The 17,340-nt window shown below is 32.6% G+C and carries 19 protein-coding genes and 1 pseudogene; 12 read left to right on the forward strand and 8 right to left on the reverse strand.

Going from position 1 to position 17,340, the window contains the following annotated elements; all coding sequences use genetic code 11:
* Positions 1–136 precede the first annotated feature (136 nt).
* The 8 genes and pseudogenes from EAI80_RS02115 to EAI80_RS02150 all read left to right on the forward strand — a co-directional run.
* Positions 137–304 (forward strand): annotated as a pseudogene (locus EAI80_RS02115) (phage holin family protein); the annotation flags it as partial.
* The gene (locus EAI80_RS02120; protein ID WP_129980775.1) at positions 297–1,139 is read left to right on the forward strand and encodes a GH25 family lysozyme; all 843 of its coding nucleotides are present in this window, start codon (positions 297–299) and stop codon (positions 1,137–1,139) included. The pseudogene EAI80_RS02115 and the gene EAI80_RS02120, both read left to right, overlap by 8 nt.
* 112 nt (positions 1,140–1,251) lie before the next feature.
* Positions 1,252–3,528 carry a glycoside hydrolase domain-containing protein gene (locus EAI80_RS02125; RefSeq protein WP_129980776.1) on the forward strand — a complete coding sequence of 759 codons (2,277 nt, stop codon included), beginning with the start codon at positions 1,252–1,254 and terminating at the stop codon, positions 3,526–3,528.
* Between the two features lie 56 nt (positions 3,529–3,584).
* On the forward strand, positions 3,585–4,091 hold the full coding sequence (locus tag EAI80_RS02130; protein ID WP_129980777.1) for a hypothetical protein: 507 nt from the start codon (positions 3,585–3,587) through the stop codon (positions 4,089–4,091).
* A gap of 376 nt (positions 4,092–4,467) precedes the next feature.
* Positions 4,468–4,845 carry a YcxB family protein gene (locus EAI80_RS02135; protein WP_129980778.1) on the forward strand — a complete coding sequence of 126 codons (378 nt, stop codon included), beginning with the start codon at positions 4,468–4,470 and terminating at the stop codon, positions 4,843–4,845.
* A 149-nt stretch (positions 4,846–4,994) separates the two neighbouring features.
* Positions 4,995–5,756, forward strand: coding sequence for a TatD family hydrolase (locus tag EAI80_RS02140; RefSeq protein ID WP_129980779.1), 762 nt, complete (start codon positions 4,995–4,997; stop codon positions 5,754–5,756).
* A 42-nt stretch (positions 5,757–5,798) separates the two neighbouring features.
* Positions 5,799–6,176, forward strand: coding sequence for a MurR/RpiR family transcriptional regulator (locus EAI80_RS02145; protein ID WP_129980780.1), 378 nt, complete (start codon positions 5,799–5,801; stop codon positions 6,174–6,176).
* Between the two features lie 54 nt (positions 6,177–6,230).
* Entirely contained in the window at positions 6,231–6,638 is a 408-nt protein-coding gene (locus EAI80_RS02150; RefSeq protein ID WP_161220266.1) for an SIS domain-containing protein, read from the forward strand.
* Here EAI80_RS02150 and EAI80_RS02155 read toward each other — a convergent pair.
* The 6 genes from EAI80_RS02155 to EAI80_RS02175 form a co-directional block, all read right to left on the reverse strand.
* A complete protein-coding gene (locus EAI80_RS02155) occupies positions 6,620–8,035 on the reverse strand; it encodes an ROK family protein (RefSeq protein ID WP_161220267.1) in 1,416 nt (471 codons plus the stop codon). The genes EAI80_RS02150 and EAI80_RS02155 overlap by 19 nt on opposite strands.
* Before the next feature lie 136 nt (positions 8,036–8,171).
* A complete protein-coding gene (locus tag EAI80_RS02160) occupies positions 8,172–8,888 on the reverse strand; it encodes a hypothetical protein (protein ID WP_129980783.1) in 717 nt (238 codons plus the stop codon).
* A gap of 2 nt (positions 8,889–8,890) precedes the next feature.
* Positions 8,891–9,529, reverse strand: coding sequence for a hypothetical protein (locus EAI80_RS02165; protein WP_129980784.1), 639 nt, complete (start codon positions 9,527–9,529; stop codon positions 8,891–8,893).
* Positions 9,530–9,540: 11 nt separating this feature from the next.
* A complete protein-coding gene (locus tag EAI80_RS13730; RefSeq protein ID WP_238634350.1) occupies positions 9,541–10,656 on the reverse strand; it encodes an FtsX-like permease family protein in 1,116 nt (371 codons plus the stop codon).
* Positions 10,560–11,831, reverse strand: a complete 1,272-nt coding sequence (locus tag EAI80_RS13735) for an ABC transporter permease (protein WP_238634352.1) — start codon at positions 11,829–11,831, stop codon at positions 10,560–10,562. Before EAI80_RS13735 ends, EAI80_RS13730 begins: the two co-directional genes overlap by 97 nt.
* A gap of 1 nt (position 11,832) precedes the next feature.
* Positions 11,833–12,477: an ABC transporter ATP-binding protein gene (locus EAI80_RS02175; RefSeq protein ID WP_330041966.1), complete on the reverse strand. Its 645-nt coding sequence runs from the start codon at positions 12,475–12,477 to the stop codon at positions 11,833–11,835.
* Between the two features lie 161 nt (positions 12,478–12,638).
* On the opposite strand from EAI80_RS02175, the gene EAI80_RS02180 reads away from it, so the two are divergent.
* Entirely contained in the window at positions 12,639–13,268 is a 630-nt protein-coding gene (locus EAI80_RS02180) for a hypothetical protein (protein WP_022424909.1), read from the forward strand.
* On the opposite strand, the gene EAI80_RS02185 is transcribed toward EAI80_RS02180, so the two are convergent.
* A complete protein-coding gene (locus tag EAI80_RS02185) occupies positions 13,248–13,628 on the reverse strand; it encodes a CoA-binding protein (protein WP_129980785.1) in 381 nt (126 codons plus the stop codon). The genes EAI80_RS02180 and EAI80_RS02185 overlap by 21 nt on opposite strands.
* 145 nt (positions 13,629–13,773) lie before the next feature.
* Here EAI80_RS02185 and mnmG point away from each other — a divergent pair, with 145 nt between their 5' ends.
* The 3 genes from mnmG to noc are packed head-to-tail and all read left to right on the forward strand — an operon-like array spanning position 13,774 to position 17,120.
* Positions 13,774–15,633: a tRNA uridine-5-carboxymethylaminomethyl(34) synthesis enzyme MnmG gene (mnmG, locus tag EAI80_RS02190; RefSeq protein ID WP_129980786.1), complete on the forward strand. Its 1,860-nt coding sequence runs from the start codon at positions 13,774–13,776 to the stop codon at positions 15,631–15,633.
* 1 nt (position 15,634) lies between these two features.
* Positions 15,635–16,339, forward strand: a complete 705-nt coding sequence (rsmG, locus tag EAI80_RS02195; RefSeq protein ID WP_006505089.1) for a 16S rRNA (guanine(527)-N(7))-methyltransferase RsmG — start codon at positions 15,635–15,637, stop codon at positions 16,337–16,339.
* A complete protein-coding gene (gene noc / locus EAI80_RS02200; protein WP_129980787.1) occupies positions 16,311–17,120 on the forward strand; it encodes a nucleoid occlusion protein in 810 nt (269 codons plus the stop codon). The genes rsmG and noc overlap by 29 nt, the downstream gene beginning before the upstream one ends.
* 3 nt (positions 17,121–17,123) lie before the next feature.
* On the opposite strand, the gene EAI80_RS02205 is transcribed toward noc, so the two are convergent.
* Positions 17,124–17,306, reverse strand: coding sequence for a hypothetical protein (locus tag EAI80_RS02205; protein ID WP_129980788.1), 183 nt, complete (start codon positions 17,304–17,306; stop codon positions 17,124–17,126).
* Positions 17,307–17,340 lie beyond the last annotated feature (34 nt).

Below are 17,340 nucleotides of genomic sequence, written 5' to 3' on the forward strand. Positions count from 1 at the left end.
TTATGAATAGAATTCACAAAGGTTTTGGTTTAGTTGGTCGTGATCAATGGTTTCCAAATTAATAGATAACAACTAACCTTATCTACTGAAAACTTAATTTACAGGAAATAAGAATTTACACAAGATTCTTGACACTATCTTAACGTTTTTAGGCTGGTATGTTTTAATTTCGTTAATCATTAATGAGTATCGTAGTATTTTAGAAAATCTTGTAGAAGCTGGATTTGATGTGCCACAGATTCTTGTTAAAGGTTTAGAAGTAGCTTCTCAAAACATAGAAAGCATGGTAGAAAACAATGAGTAATTATATTATAGATATTTCATATCATAACGGGAAAGTAGATTTAAGCAAAGCAAAGGAATCTATTTCTGGTGTTGTAGCTAGATGCTCTTATGGATGGAGTTCTAGAAATATTGACAAGCAGTGGAACAATAATGCGAAACAAGCAAATGAGTTAGGCATTCCATTATTTGCTTATCATTTTTGCTATGCTAGAAACGAATATGAAGCTAAAAGAGAAGCATATTTAGCTTTGCAGGCATGCAGTAAATATCAGGTATGTGTTATTTATTATGATATTGAGTATTCTGATTATCAGGGCAGTTTGAGTAATGACATGTATTATAAGATTGCTAAAGCATTTTGTGATGTTATTGAAGGAGCAGGTTATTCTGCTGGAATATATGCCAATCAGGACTGGTTTAAAAACAAGCTTACAAATAATGGCTTTTCTGCATGGACGTTATGGATTGCTAATTATGGGCTTAACAATGGGTATAATAATTGGGACAATAAGATTCAATACAATCCTTTTGGAAATGTATTATTGCATCAGTTCACTTCGAATGCCAGAAAAGGTGTTTTAAGAAATATAAAAGGAATAGATTCAAAGTTTTTGGACTGTAGTTATGATCATGGTCTGATTAATACTTTTTATAAGGTAAAAAACAAAGCTAGTAATTTAAACGTTGGAGATAGTGTGCGTGTTAAGGCTGGTTCAAAGTGGTATGATGGTCAGTCAATCGCAAATTGTGTATTTAAAAATCAATATGAAGTAATTCAAATCAAAGGTGATAGAGTAGTAATTGGGGTAAACGGTAAAGTAACAGGAGCAATTTCATTAGAAAGTTTATATTAATGAGATGCGAAAGGCACAATGGTGCTTCTGAATGAATGTATGATAAAAATGTAGAAAGAATACCGGTATGAATTCTACGTAAAGTAGTTATCAAAATAGGAGGATAGTAATAATGGCAGATGAAAATGTTAGAAAGGCACAGAAATATTTAAACAGTATGTATGGTCATCGTTCCGAATGGGTAAAGCTGGATGAGGACGGTATGACTGGTACAGGTACATGTAAGGGGATTATCAGAGCCTTTCAGATTGAAAATGGAATCTCTCCAGTAACAGGAACAGTAGGAAATATCACTTTAAATAAAATGAGATCTTTAAGTGATATTTCAAAAATGAATGCTAATGATCCAGGAAATCCAAATGTATGCATTCTGCAGTGCGCATTGTTTGTAAAGGGGTATAATGCTGGAGGAATTACAGGAGTTTATTATACGACTGGAGTGAATGCTGTAAAGCAGTACCAGAGTGATGCAGGACTTCCAGTAACAGGCATCATTGACTGGAAAGTTTGGATGGGACTAGTATCAATCAACTGGTTTAAAAAGACAAATGATGGAGACAAGATGATTGTAAAAATCCAGCAGCAGTTGAATGCAGACTGGTCTGATATCATTGGTGTAGGTCCATGTGATGGTATTGTCTCAAGATTTACTTCTTATGCATTAATTGCAGCACTACAGGCTGCTGAAGGTATTTATACAAGCTTTATTGGCAGTATTGACAAAAGAAATTTTGGTGATCAGACAGTGGCAAAATTTCCTGGTGTATTAAAACAGGGAAAGAATGGAAGTTATGTAAAGTATAATAAGCTTGTTCAATACGGCTTGTACTTGAATGGATATGATGCTGGAAGATTTGATGGTAACTTTGACAGTAGCACTAAGTCTAAGGTTGAAGCATTCCAGGAGTTCTATGCATTAACTGGAATTGGACTAGTGACATCTGGAGAAGTAAACTGTGCAACAATGAAATCACTTTTAACAAGTAAAGGTGATACAGGAAGAAAAGCAAAGGCATGTGACTGCTCAACAGTATTAAATAAGCAGCAGGCACTAGATATTAAGAATGCGGGATATCAGGTGGTAGGTAGATATCTGACAGGAACAGCAAATGGAAAGAGAAAGTTCATCACATTTGAAGAAATCAAAAACATTGAAAGTGCTGGATTAAGAGTATTCCCTATCTATCAGGATGGAGGATATAAAGTACAGTATTTTCAGAATCTTAGACAGGGCATTGTAGATGCACATACAGCAATTACAGCAGCTAAGAGAATCGGTGTTCCTAAAGGAACAACCATCTATTTTGCAGTAGACTTTGACTGCTATGATTATCAGATGAAATCATTTATTGTCCCATACTTCGAGAAACTGAATTATGTATTTAAGAGTGAAACAAATAATAAAAAGTATAAGGTAGGAATTTATGCACCAAGATATATCTGTTCTTATATCAGTAAAGAAGGCTTAGCGGAATATTCATTTGTAGCTGATATGTCAAGCGGATACAGTTGCAATTTAGGTTATCGTATTCCGAAGAACTGGGCATTTGATCAGTTCTTTGAATTTAATGAGAGAACAGGTGGGCAATTCCCTTCAAGTCCTTCATTTGATTTAGATAAGGTAGGCTATTCGGGTAGTGATAAGGGTATTACAACATTTGATAAAGTGGATTATATGTCACCGGATGAACTGGCAGAGAAAAACTCAGATCAGATGATAGAAGAACAAAAAGATCAATTCGTTTGTAATATTCTAGAAAAATTAGGATATTTAAATAAAGTTGTGAAGTCAAACATTGTATACGAGAAAGAGTCCACAGTTGCTGCAATTCCTACAGATGGATGTACAATTTTTGTATCTTATAAAAGTTCCCATACTTTTACACCTGATAATGAGCTTGGTAAAAAACCTATTTATATTGAAATGGATAATACAGGATTGTTAACTACAACATGCGATAATCAAATTAAGAATTTAACTGCTGGCTTGGAGATTCAGGAAAAAGACATCGTAAGAATACTAAATGGAACAGTAGATGGCCTAAGGGAAGTGGCAATCTCTATGAAGGCTGGGAAAATAGGTATGAAGATTGGAGTAAAAGATAATTTGCCTGTATATACAATTATCTTCACAACAAAAGATATTCTTCCTGATATAGATACAGTAGATTATGAAATGACAACTGAAATTAATTTTAAAATTATGCCTAGTATTTCAGATGGTGGGAAGCAGCCAAAATACGAAATCAATTGGGAAAGAGCATTAGAAGTAGATCCAGGTGAAACTGCTACTTTAATGTTATCATTAGCAAATGGAACTACTGTATGCTTGCTTGCTATAATTGCCTATTTGTTAAAAAGAAAAATTTTCGTTTCTGCAAGCAATTAATATTTCTGTATTAAAATATGATATGCTATAATGTAATACATATGAGAGGGATAAGTATGGAAATTACAATAAAAAATAATAAGCTAAATTATGAGATATTAAAGAAGAATGGCCAATATTTTTTCCCATCGAGTTTTGTATTAATTTTCAAACTGGTTTCATTATATTATATTGTATTGATATTAATAAGCATTTTTAGGAATCGATTTAAGCTATGGACAATATTTATTGTACCGTTAGCAATTATCATTGTTAAAATACTGATCAATTATTTTGCTAGAAAATTAATAGATATTCACAAGGAATTATTTAATAAAGAAGAAACCTCTTTTGATTTAGTGTTTTTAGATAACGGCATAGATGTAGTAGAAGAAACAAAACATTATTTAACGGAATATAAAAGTATAAAAGAAGTAATAGATTCAGGAACACTTATTGTGATTCAAGTTAAAGAAGATGCACCTATTTATTTTGAAAAGAAGAACGCTACAAAAGATCAATATGAGGAAATAAGGAATATCTTCGAAAAGAATAATATACTTTGTAATATGAAAGAATTCTAAATGATCAATCTATTTTTATTTGATAGCGAGTGACTGGAAGATAGTAATACTTTTTCTTTTTACTAATAGAATAAGAGTACATGGGAAGCTACCAAAGAATATAATAAACTGGTAGCTTTTTTGTTGAACAAAGCAACAAGATTTAATTGATAATATATAATTATTATTTATTATGTTAGAATATCTATAGTTGTAAATATTCTTGGTTTGTGAGGTTAGATAGAATCGAACTATTAACTGTTAAAAATAACATAATAAATTATTCAAATTTAAAAAAGTAAGATTCTTCTTTTTTCATTTTATATACAAATTATTTGTTCTATGCGGAGCAGTCTTAGGATTATTAGCCGCATTGATTAGCGTATTTAATGGTGATATGTTTGATTTTATTAAATCTTCTCTAGTATTAGTTATTGTGTGTATATTACCTTTTGTTCAATCAGAAGTTATGTTGAAAAGATTCATAAAACTTCAAAAAGAAAAATATGGATCAGATCAGGTAAGTATCGATTTAATATTTGATAATGATGGAATTATTTCAGTTGAACAATCTACTCAAAATAAGAGTAAAATCATGTATAAGGATATTAAACAAGTTATAGAAACAAAAGAAATTATATTAATTATAAGTAAAGCTGGATATACAACATTTTTTGAAAGAAAAAATGTGGAATCAAGTGATCTCGAAAAATTAAAACAATTCTTTGATAAACAGAATATTTTATGGGAAAAATCAATATTAAATATATTTTAAACTTGATAGTTTGACTTCTGAAATAACTATAAGTAGGACAGTAAATGATGCAAGATGGGCTGTTCATTACTGACAGCCCTTTACTAATAGGGGGTTTATTCCCCTGTTTTTTTTATGTATACTTGTTTAAAAGCGAGGTAATAAGAAAAATGTTATTTAATACACATACACATTTAAATAGTGAACAATTATTTGAAAATCGTGATTTATATATTCAGAATGCAATAGATAGAGGTGTGAAGTACTTTACTGTTGTAGGTTATGATTTAGAGTCTTCACGTCTTGCAGTACAGATAGCGCATGAGTATGACTTTATTTATGCTGCAGTAGGTATTAGTCCTAATGATTGTAAAGAGACAACAGATGAGGATTTAGAGGCAATAGAATCACTTGCAAAAGATCCTAAGGTTGTTGCTGTGGGTGAAATAGGATTAGATTACTATTGGGATGAAGCATCTAAAGAAAAACAGATTGACTGTTTTAAGAAACAGTTAGAAATAGCCAAGAGATTATCTTTACCTGTTACTATTCATGCCAGAGATGCTTATGAAGATACATTGGATATTCTTTCTAAGTCAGGTGTAAAGGGTATTATGCATTGTTATAGTGGAAGTTATGAGATGGCTTTAAGATTCATTAAGATTGGTTATTATATTTCTTTGGCAGGTCCTGTTACTTTTAAGAATGCGAAGGTTCCTAAAAGAGTCGCTGAAGGCGTAGATTTAAACTATCTACTTGTAGAAACAGATGACCCTTATCTCACACCAGCACCTTATAGAGGAAAACAGAATGAACCAGGTAATGTCTATTTTGTTGCACAGAAGATTGCTGAACTAAAAGGATTAAGCTACGAAGAAGTCGCAAAACAGACAACAGAGAATGCACTTAAAGTATTCCAGTTAAAGAAATAGTAATTAAAATAGAGTATAATATAGTCTATCAGGAGGCTTTTTATGAACATTTATGATAAGCTCGAACAATTATCCCTTACAGAAAGTGAAAAAATACTTATAGACTATGTTATAGAACATTCAGAAGATATTATGAATATGTCTGCATCAGATATTTCTAAGAATAGCTATGTGTCTGTTTCTACTATTTATCGAATTATTGACAAACTAGAACTTTCAGGTTTACAGGCATTTAAATCCCATATTCACTTTGATCGTGAAAGATACCAGAAAGAACTTATTTCAGTGGACTATAACTATCCTTTCAGGATCAATAATACGAACCATGAAATTATGACTAAAATGTTGAATCTCTATGACCAGACACTTCACTCTACATTAAACCTAGTGAATCTAGATGAATTTGGTAAAATTGTCTAGAAGATGTATGATGCAAATGTTATCGCATTATTTCCTTCTATAGGTAATTTCTTCATGGCTGAGTGTTTTAGACAGAACATGTTAGAAATAGGTAAGGATGTCATAGTAGAAAAACAGATTTTCTATCAAACAAAGGTTGCTGAAACATTAAAAAAAGGAGACCTCGCAATCGTGATCTCCTATGCTGATAGAACACCTCATGTAGAAGACTTCATCCGTGTGATGAATAAGAACCAGGTGACAACTGTTCTTATTTCTTCTACTAAAGAGAGTGAATTATCTAAACTCGTTGATTATCATCTCTATTTTGCATCGTATGAAGATTCAGAAGAAAAGATTGCCTCTTTTTCTTCAAGAGCTTCATTACAATTCTTATTAGACTGTTTATATGCATGCTATTTTAATAAAGATTATGAAAAGAATATAGACTATCGTATTGAACACTATATAGAACTCTCATAGTTCTGTGTTGTACTTAATATCATAGTCCCAAGAAGAATATATTCCTGCATGTTATCTACTTTGGCAATAGGCGGAATATATTTTTTTGGTATAAGAGTAGCCATTTCTTCATATAATGGGAGTACATGAGGAATAAAGTCACAATAGAATACAAGTTCCTCAGGACTTAATAAACTGATAATAGATACTAAATAACGGGCGACAACCTCAATACATCCTTCAGGAGACATACTGAGTGTCATTTTATCTTCTGTTAAATCTAAAGGAAGAAATTGTACTTCTCCTACCAAGTTATGCATACCATGTAGTAGGCAGTTATCCACAATAATACCTGCACCACTTATTGCATGTACAGGCTGGAATAAGAAAGCCAGTGAACTTACTTGATCCTGTGAAGAATAATAACCTACAGCTGCTGCATTGACATCATTACATATACATACAGGCAAATGATAACGTTCAGTGAGGACGTCTTCTAATCTCTCTGGTGTTTCCCATCCGACTAAACTTGTAGAAGACACATAACCATCATCAATAATACCTGGAGTCGCAATACCAATATAACGAATACGTGGATAATGAAGACGGGCAATATCTATAATGTCACAAACATCTTGAAGATTAACTACAGGTTTGATTACTTCGTTATCTAATAGTATTTCTTGATTCTTATCATATACACGATAAGCAACATGAATGGATTGTTTATTACGGAAAATAGAGAGAGCCAATGTCTTATGTTTAATTTCTACATCCAACATAACAGGTAAAGGAATCTTCTGATCAGATTGGTTCTTTTTAATCTCTAATGATTCTTTCACAAGTGTAAAGATGGCTTTTACATCATATTTCGCAAATACTTCAGGTGGTACATTCAAGACAATTTTATCTTTAAGAATATCACATGCTTTAGCATGTAAATAAGAAATCTGTGGTGCTAAGAGAACTACATCATAATCCTGTGCTACATAGTATAAATTATTATAACCACTTGCTTCTGTTACATAAGGAAGACTCATTAATTTAGAGGCTTCATTCATCTTCATCGCAAAATAGCTAGTTGTTAAACCACCACTACAGCACAACAATATCTTAACAGTAGGTGTATCACCAATATGCTTCATATAATGAGTGAGTTCTCTAAATAACTTCATTGCATAATTCAATGTTTTCATCTGGAAATGTAGATAATATTCAGTCTCACCAGATTGTGTATTGGTTGCTTTAAACTCTATGATATTCAATGGATTAAAGACAATTTCAATATCGGCATGCTTATTATAGAAATGAATCTCTGTATAGTCTTCATTCACTTTTGTTTCAAAGTCAGGCACTTCCTGCAATAGAATCCATTTCGCAAAGAGTATTGTATAAATATCACTTAAGAAATCATCCATGAATATCACCTCCATGTCCATATTTTAACATACTCTCAATCCTTAAATACAGTAACGCCTGAAAAATGAAAAATATATATCATACAAACTAAATTAACGGTGATAGAAATGAAAAGAACCTTGCGAATGCAAGGTTCTAGATAGCCATCTCAAAGATGAATTTTGTATTTGTGATATTGTTTCCTGATAGACCACTATACTGGTCTTTTTCTTTTAACTTCTTAATTGTAGTCATATCAGTGATCTTTTGAATACCTTCCTGATCAAATAGACTCATTCCTTCAGATAAGCTTTTTGATCCAGTTACAAGTGTCTGGTATTGTTGAGACAGTTCATTCCCAGCCTGACTCAACTCTGATAAGCTAGAAGATAATGTCTCTAATTGTTTTGATACAGGACTTTGAGAGAGTAACTCTGAGAGTTGTTCTAAACTCTTCTTATTTTGTATTAAGCTTTCCTGAACACCTTCACTGATCGCTCTGTTTACTGCAGCATGCTGTTCATCAGTGAGATCAATCTTATTTATTTTAGATTGAATCAGTTCTGTAGGATCCTTCATAGAAGATATTAAGTTTTTAATCAGTGCCTGTGTAGACGCATCATATTGTTTAGAACCCTTTAATAATGCATTGGCTCCATCACTCACTTTAGACACATTGGACATATATGTATGAAGGTATTGTCCATACGTTGTACATCCTGCGAGTAATTGTGCTGAACCTTCTACTAACTTCTGGGCTGATTGATTTAATTGATTCGTTGTCTTTGTGAGTTCACTTAAGTCTAAATCTTTAAAGATACCATTAGTAAATACGGTACTCATATAGTCACATTGGAAGTTCTTGATCTTCATAGTCACTTCCATAGAATCCTTAAATGGTTCATAACCAGGAAAACTAATCCAATAATGGCTTGATAATCATCCATCAACATACTCTTCCCATTCTTCACTTCAATATCACTCACTGTTTCTTGAGGAAGAAGCATAATAGTAGTTGCTACGAAAGGAGTCTCAGTACTATTCTTATATTTAAATACAGCCTTTAATGTCCCTGTTTTACCTTTGATATCTGTCACTTTCTGTCCATCCAAATAATAAGTCACATCTACACCAACAGGAAGTGCTGCATCTAAAGTACCTTCATACTGAATACTATTCTTATTATTCTCTATCAATAATTGATGATCATTCAAGGTGATATTTTCATCACCCTTATTACTGATATCCTTTAATATAGTTGTATCTTGAATAAGATCACCTTCATTTATAGAAGGAATAGTTACTTCGGATTTAGTACTTTTTATTTCACCAGATGCTTTTGTCTTTACAGTAATTGTTTCACTCTTATTCACGGCTTCCTTTACATCATGTCCTTTTGTGGTTAAGACAACAGGTGTTTCTTCTTTAATAGTCTTTGTTTTATTAGTTTTTGTCTCTGTTGTACATCCTGTAAGCATGATACAACATAGTATCGCTATTAACTTCTTATTCATGCAAGTACCTCCTATTCCACATTCTTCAATGCATCCTGCATTGGAATCTTCTTAATCTTCTTATACTCAATCAACATCACTATAAAATAACTTATAAAACCAATAACAATTGTCTTTAAGAAAGTAAGGTTACTTACAGTTAGAGGCATCCATCCTGCCATCTCTTCTTTCATCATTGCCTCAAATATAGGCTTTAATATCACATAATCGAGTGGCACAGTGAGAAGAATAAACAAAGATACAATAATAGATGTCGATACAATATAAATAGAACTTACTTCATGATTGGTATAACCAAGAATCTTAGTCATAGAAATAGACTGTGCATTCTTTTCTATAATTGTTTTTGTAAGAAGATAAATAAGCACAATAAACATGATGACAGCCATTCCATAAAGTAAATAAGCCATACCGCCCATTGATACATTCAATTGTCGAGATACTTTACTTAATGAATCATAATCAATAGTTGTGCCTATATACTTTTCATTGATATCAGTAATAGGATTCTTTGAGAAATAACCAGAAAAATAATCATCATCTAAATCAAATAACTGATTCATTTTTTTCTGATTCATGAATATCGCAATCGCACCTGGATAGTTATATTCACCACTGACCTTTAATGTATACTTCTTATCTGTATACTCTGTCCTTAAGTGAAGTACATCGCCCTTATGGATATGATATTTATCTGCATAAGCACTTGATACATAAACACCATCACTAATAGAAACATAACAACTGTTCTTTTTTACTCCATATACAGTCACCGTATCCAAAGTATTGTCTTCTATCTTTAAGCTAAAAGCACTAAACTTCTCAGATGTCTTTTCTTCTGTTTCTATTCCCTTTGTGAAAGTATAAGCTTCTATCATATTAGAAAAGCTCTTTTCACTAGACTGCAAGCTTGCTGGTACTTTAAGAATATATTGATAATCCGCAAACATATTCTGTTTAATATTGGTTCCATAGGAATTAATAATATCTGGCATCGCAAGTCCAAATAATAAGATCATATTCGCAAACATTAATCCAATAAACATGACAAGATAATGGGCTTTATTCTGAAGAATAATACGTGTTCTAAAACGTGTAATAAAAGGAATACGTGTGGACAAAGGCATGACATGTGACTGTTTATGTCTCTATCTCTTCTTAAGAATTTAAGAGGAGATAGAGACAACTGTCTATTTAATATAAAGAGATTAATAATAAACATGAGTATAACAGGTACAACTGTTGTCTGAATAAAAGCACTTGCACTCCATACTGTTTGATAAGTCGTTAAACTATAACTGGGATAATATAAATTCGCCATAGTCGTTCTAAAATAGGTATAGCCTAGAATATTACCTATTAAGGCACTCATAAGTGTCACAATAATAGGAAGTGTCATATAGTGACTGATCAATTCTTTCTTTGTATAACCAGATGCAAGTAATGTCCCAATCACATTGGCTTCTTTCTGGATTGTATTGGTCATAGTGACCGCAAATACAAATGCAATAATCACAATCATGATATATAAGAGAAGTCTGACCATCACGCCATCACTACCCATATCATCACCAGTAAAATGAATGGTCTGATTCTCATATTGAGGAATATATTCTTCTAGATGTACTTCTTTATTTAATAACTTTAAGAATGATTCAGATTTCTTTTCTTCATTCTTTGTCTTATTTGCATAAAGCCATGAATAGTTATAGGTCATATGTGCTGTATCCCATTGATTAAATAAAGAAGGTTGTACAACAGCCACACCAAACTTGATGGCATCAAACATCGTATCGCTGTTATTCTCAAATAATGCGGAATAATCTGGTAAAGCCACTAAACCACAGATCTTTAATGAATGATTCTGACTCTTAATAGTATCCCCGATAGATAACTTGTTATTGACGGCATACATGCGATCTATCGCAATTTCTTTATCATTTTGAGGAAGTCTTCCTTTCATGACACATACTTTATTTACGCTTTGAGGTGTCGCAAAGATACGTAATTTATTTCCATTGATCAATGTTTCTTCTACATAAGAATGATCATAGAGATGTACACCGGCTTTAGAAATATTGATCAAAGACTGATTATTTAGTTTCTTATCTACATTAAAGTGACCATCTTCAATTGTATACTTCTCAAAACTTTCATTATCAGCTTTGATCATACTCTCATCTGCCACAATAAAACCCGATACAAGACCAATCATACCTGTCATCAATAAGAAGATGACAAGATACTTACTCCAGTCTTCTTTTAATTCACGTATGAAACGTTTATTTAATGGATTCTTCATATTACCAATCTACCTCATTGACTCGTTTACGATCTGTATTGATATAGTCTTCTTTAATTCTTCCATCATGTAATACAAAGATATGATTCGCAATATACTTAATAGATTCATTATGTGTCACCATGATGATTGTATTTCCAAATCTTTCATTAATATCACAGATTAACTGTAATATATCCTGTGAAGTACGATAATCGAGTGCGCCAGTCGGTTCATCACAAAGAAGTATATCTAGATTCTTTATGACTGCACGTCCAATTGCAGTACGCTGTTGTTGTCCACCAGATAATTGATTAGGTAATTTATTTTGATGCTCATATAAACCAAGTGTATGTAATAAATCATCAATATCCAAAGGCTTCTTACTTAAATAAGCACCTACTTTGATATTCTCTCTCACTGTTAAGTTAGGAATTAAATTATACATCTGGAATATATAACCTAAATGATCACGTCTATATTGACTTAATTTCTTCTCTTTCATTGTCTTTAAATGATGTTTATTAATAATAAGTTCTCCCTCATCTAAACTATCAATACCCCCAATAATATTAAGTAGTGTAGATTTACCAGAACCAGAAGGACCAAGCAATACACAGAATTCTCCTTTATTAATAGTCATATTAATCCCCTTTAATACATCAATATGGCTTTCTCCTTATCCAAAAGACTTTTTTAACCCCTTAATCTCTAAAAAAATCATAACATCTCCTCCTATGTTAGTCTTACCTAACTATATTATAGCCAAATAGTTAGCTCGTGCAAACTAAAAACTATGATATAATGAAGAAAAAATGAGGTACATATATGAATTATACAGAAGAAGAATTATGCACATTAGTAGATCAATTACCGGATATTCAATATAACTTACAAATGCCTGTGACTTCTATTAATCTATTAGGCTTAACACCTGATTTATTTGATGAAGAAGTCTATGAAATATTAAAGGATTATTTTACTGAGCAGAAATACAATGTCCTTACAACATTCTTATATCATGATACATCACTTGATATGGCCGGTTATGCAGATGTAAATATTGTAGTATCAGTCAAAGGGTTAAAGATTGCTGAATTATTAAAAGAGAAGTATGGCACACCTTATGTTGTAGGATTCCCTTATGGGAAGTTCTCTTCTTATTTCTTTATGGCTGTTGAACAGGCATTAGAAACGGGCATTGACCAGATTCCTTATCAGAATTTCTTTAGACTACAGACAGAGCAGATGATTCAATTACACGGTGATCCTGTGATTATGAGTTCTATTGGTTTCTCTTTATCCCAACAATATGATTTTGGTTATCAAGTGATATCAGATAGAAAAGAAACATTAGGTACAGTAGATTTAAAGGATACTAAAAAAGATGATATCCAAGTCGATATCACCTTCCCATTACATGAATCTATATTTGATTTAACCATTCATGACTTGTAATACACAATTTTCTATTGTTTCTATTCCCTGATCATGAAAAGCATGAAGTAAATCTTCATCATAAGTTCCTGGCTGCATCCAGGCATACTTAATACCAAGCTCTCTCATCTCTCTGATATAAGTCATACCAATTGTTTTATTGACGACAAAAACAACAACATCTACAGGATACTCTATATCTATCAGAGATGTATACATCTTATCATTGTCTATTGTGTCATACTTAGGAGATATACCATAGACATGCTTACCTGCATTCTTTAAGCACTGATATAATTGATAGCTATACTTCTTGGGATCAGGACTCATCCCAATGATACAATAATTATTATAGATCTTTAAAATATCTCTTTCTTTCATCGTTCATCACCGTTTTCATTATATCATACCACCAACATTTTTGATTGAATTTTACACCATAATAATGCATTTGTGGTATAATGACAAACGCGAATTGATATGTTAATATAGACACGTATTAAATAAGAAAGGAAGGTCGTTTATAGTGTACGATATTATAGTTGTAGGTGCTGGCCATGCAGGTATTGAGGCATGTCTTGCTGGTGCAAGAACAGGAAATAAAACATTACTTATTACAAGCAACTTCTCTAATGCAGGAAGCATGCCTTGTAATACATCCATTGGAGGACCTGCAAAGGGCATTATTGTAAGAGAAATAGATGCACTTGGGGGACAGATGGGTAAAACTACAGATGCGACTTACCTTCAGATGAAGATGTTGAATACTGCAAAAGGACCAGGTGTTCAGTCTCTTCGTGCACAGGCAGATAAGAAAGCTTATCCACGCTATATGCAGAAAGTATTAAAGGAACAAGAAAATCTTGATATTGTAGAAGCAATGGTAGAGGATTTGATTGTAGAAGGTGATGAGTGTAAGGGTGTTATCCTTGCAGATGGTACATGCTATGAATCTCATACTACAATTCTTACTACAGGAACTTATTTAAAGGCTGAAGTCCTTGTCGGTCATTCTAAGACTCCTAGTGGACCAGATAAACAGAAGGAAAGCTTATATTTATCAAGTAAGTTAAAGGATTATGGATTTAGAATCCAAAGATTAAAGACAGGTACACCACCTCGTGTAGAAATTAATTCTATTGATTATTCAAAAACAACAGTACAGCCGGGTACAGATGCGAAACTTTCATTCTCATATGAAACAACACATTTCACACCAGTAGAAGATCAGACTGTATGTTACTTAACATATACAACGGCAGAAACACATAAACTTATTAGAGATAATCTAGATAAATGTGCGATGTTCTCAGGACTTATTAAAGGTATTGGACCACGTTATTGTCCATCTATTGAGGATAAGGTTGTTAAGTTTGCGGATAAGGAAAGACATCAGATCTTCCTAGAACCAGAATCTAAGGAAATGAATACAATCTATGTACAGGGATTCTCTACATCAATGCCTCATGATATTCAGGAAAAGATGGTACATTCATTACCAGGACTTGAAAACTGTACTATTTTAAAATATGCATATGCGATTGAATATGATGCGATTGATCCATTACAGTTGTGGCCTAGTCTAGAAACAAAGGTTTTAAAGAATCTCTTTACTGCAGGTCAGATCAATGGTACTTCAGGTTATGAAGAAGCAGCAGGTCAGGGTCTTATTGCCGGTATTAATGCGTCTAAGAAGGTAAAGGGTAATAAACCTTTAATCTTGAAACGTGATGAAGCCTATATTGGTGTATTGATTGATGACTTAGTGACTAAAGGTACTAAAGAACCATATCGTATGTTAACAAGTCGTGCTGAATATAGATTATTATTAAGACATGATAATGCGGATGAAAGATTAAGAAAATATGGCCATGATGCAGGTCTTGTAAATGATGAAGTCTACTCACTTTATCTAGATAAAATGAATCGTATTCATGCTGAAATAGAACGTCTAGATACCATTCATTTCTCACCTAAGAGTGAAATCAATGACCTCTTAGAAGAGAAGGGCTCAACACGTTTAAAAGAAGGTGTAACTGCCCGTTCTATTCTTCAAAGACCAGAATTAGTCTATGAAGACTTATTACCTTATATTGAACATGTTGACTTAACTGAAGAAGAAATGAGAAGAGTCACTATTCTTATTAAATATAAGGGATATATTGAAAAAACATTAAGACAAGTAGAAAAAGTAAAGAATATGGAAGAAAAGCAGATTCCTGCAGACTTAGACTATGATGATGTATTAAACTTATCATTAGAAGCAAGACAGAAACTAAAGAAGGTCAGACCTGTAACTATTGGTCAGGCAACACGTATTTCTGGTATTAATCCTGCAGATATTTCTGTTTTACTTATTCACTTAAAAACACAATACGGAGATTAATATGACACAACAAGAATTTATTGTGAGCTTAGAAGAAAAAGGCATTGTGCTTTCAGAGAAACAGATTGAACAGTTTGAAAAGTATTATGAAATACTCGTAGAATGGAATGAAAAGATGAATTTAACCGCTATTACAGATAGAGAAGGTGTTTATTTAAAACACTTCTATGATTCTCTTACAATTGCGTTTGATTTCCCATTCTCTAATCAAACAATCTGTGATGTAGGTGCAGGTGCTGGATTCCCTTCAGTTCCACTTAAAATCGTTTATCCAGAATTAAATGTCACTATTGTAGATTCTTTGAATAAGAGAATCACATTCTTGAATCACTTATTTAAAGAATTAGAATTAGATCATATTCAAGCAGTTGCATCACGTGCTGAAGATTTCTGTAAAGATCATCGTGAATCATTTGATATTGTCATGGCACGTGCAGTTGCAAGATTAAATATCTTAGATGAACTTTGTCTCCCATTAGTGAAGAAAGATGGTTACTTCCTTTCATTAAAAGGACTCAAAGCCCCTGAAGAATTAAAAGATGCGAAGGGAGGCATAAAGGTACTTGGAGGAGAAGTGATGGATGATTTTACTTTTACTTTAAGTGATCAGAATGATCATCGTCATAACATCGTGATCAAGAAAGTGAAATCAACACCTGCAAAGTACCCAAGAAACTATGGACAAATTAAGAAGAAGCCTTTATAGAAAGAAAAAGAACGTTATTAAAGATGCTTATTGTTTCTTAGACATCAATGATATTGTTGCGAATAAGGAACAGCCAAGAACTCATTTTGAAGATGAGAAGATCCAGGAACTCGCTGAATCTATTATGCAGAATGGTCTCTTACAGCCTATCGTAGTCAGAGAATATGAAGGTAAATATCAGATTGTTGTAGGGGAAAGAAGATACCGTGCCTGCAAACTAGCAGGTATTACAGAAGTGCCATGTATCATTCAGGAACTTGATGACAATCAGACAGCCAATGCCGCATTAGTAGAAAATATTCAAAGAGAAAATCTTTCAGCAATAGAAGAAGCCTTAGCTTACCAGCAGATTCTAGATACACAGGGTTTAACTCAAGCCCAGCTCGCTGAAAAAGTAGGTAAGAAACAGTCTACAGTAGCTAATAAACTTAGACTCTTAAAGCTTCCTATGACAGTACAGGAATCAGTTAAGAAAAAAGAAATCTCTGAAAGACATGCCCGTGCTTTATTAAAACTAGAAGATACAGCACAACAAAATAATATGTTGAAGGAGATTCTTGAACAGAATTTAACTGTCGATGAAACAGAAAAAAGAATTGCGAAACTATTAACACCTAAAAAAGAAAAACCACGTGTACGTAAATTTTCTAGAAGTGTTAAAATCGCAATCAATACAATCAATCAGGCAGTAAAGATGGTCACTGATGCAGGAACTGATGTAGAAGAAAACATCGATGAAACAGATGACGAAGTCATCATTACTCTAAAAGTAAAGAAGTAGATCCTAATTATTAGGACCTACTTCTTTTTTAAATCTTTCTGGAATTCTATTATGGAACACAATATCCATAACTTCATCATAACTAAATTCATAACATTCATCTGTTTCAGTCACATGTATTCTTAATACATCACCTCTTTCTGCTTCTGTTAAGAATAAATATAAATTTTTCATTAATTCTTCCATAGGGTACCTCCTATATATTTATTCTCAAAGAAAC

The sequence above is a fragment of the Catenibacterium sp. co_0103 genome, from assembly GCF_004168205.1.
In the GTDB taxonomy this organism is placed as follows: domain Bacteria; phylum Bacillota_I; class Bacilli_A; order Erysipelotrichales; family Coprobacillaceae; genus Catenibacterium; species Catenibacterium mitsuoka_A.

What these genes read in the sequence shown, in the direction of transcription:
- noc (WP_129980787.1), top strand. Translation starts at nt 16,311, where the DNA reads ATGGACAAATTAAGAAGAAGCCTTTATAGAAAGAAAAAGAACGTTATT.
- EAI80_RS02120 (WP_129980775.1), top strand. Translation starts at nt 297, where the DNA reads ATGAGTAATTATATTATAGATATTTCATATCATAACGGGAAAGTAGAT.
- EAI80_RS02125 (WP_129980776.1), top strand. Translation starts at nt 1,252, where the DNA reads ATGGCAGATGAAAATGTTAGAAAGGCACAGAAATATTTAAACAGTATG.
- EAI80_RS02180 (WP_022424909.1), top strand. Translation starts at nt 12,639, where the DNA reads ATGAATTATACAGAAGAAGAATTATGCACATTAGTAGATCAATTACCG.
- EAI80_RS02185 (WP_129980785.1), bottom strand. Translation starts at nt 13,628, where the DNA reads ATGAAAGAAAGAGATATTTTAAAGATCTATAATAATTATTGTATCATT.
- EAI80_RS13735 (WP_238634352.1), bottom strand. Translation starts at nt 11,831, where the DNA reads ATGAAGAATCCATTAAATAAACGTTTCATACGTGAATTAAAAGAAGAC.
- EAI80_RS02160 (WP_129980783.1), bottom strand. Translation starts at nt 8,888, where the DNA reads ATGAAGATCAAGAACTTCCAATGTGACTATATGAGTACCGTATTTACT.
- rsmG (WP_006505089.1), top strand. Translation starts at nt 15,635, where the DNA reads ATGACACAACAAGAATTTATTGTGAGCTTAGAAGAAAAAGGCATTGTG.
- EAI80_RS02135 (WP_129980778.1), top strand. Translation starts at nt 4,468, where the DNA reads ATGTTTGATTTTATTAAATCTTCTCTAGTATTAGTTATTGTGTGTATA.
- EAI80_RS02140 (WP_129980779.1), top strand. Translation starts at nt 4,995, where the DNA reads ATGTTATTTAATACACATACACATTTAAATAGTGAACAATTATTTGAA.
- EAI80_RS02205 (WP_129980788.1), bottom strand. Translation starts at nt 17,306, where the DNA reads ATGGAAGAATTAATGAAAAATTTATATTTATTCTTAACAGAAGCAGAA.
- EAI80_RS02145 (WP_129980780.1), top strand. Translation starts at nt 5,799, where the DNA reads ATGAACATTTATGATAAGCTCGAACAATTATCCCTTACAGAAAGTGAA.
- EAI80_RS02155 (WP_161220267.1), bottom strand. Translation starts at nt 8,035, where the DNA reads ATGGATGATTTCTTAAGTGATATTTATACAATACTCTTTGCGAAATGG.
- EAI80_RS02165 (WP_129980784.1), bottom strand. Translation starts at nt 9,529, where the DNA reads ATGAATAAGAAGTTAATAGCGATACTATGTTGTATCATGCTTACAGGA.
- EAI80_RS02130 (WP_129980777.1), top strand. Translation starts at nt 3,585, where the DNA reads ATGGAAATTACAATAAAAAATAATAAGCTAAATTATGAGATATTAAAG.
- EAI80_RS02150 (WP_161220266.1), top strand. Translation starts at nt 6,231, where the DNA reads ATGGCTGAGTGTTTTAGACAGAACATGTTAGAAATAGGTAAGGATGTC.
- EAI80_RS13730 (WP_238634350.1), bottom strand. Translation starts at nt 10,656, where the DNA reads ATGCCTTTGTCCACACGTATTCCTTTTATTACACGTTTTAGAACACGT.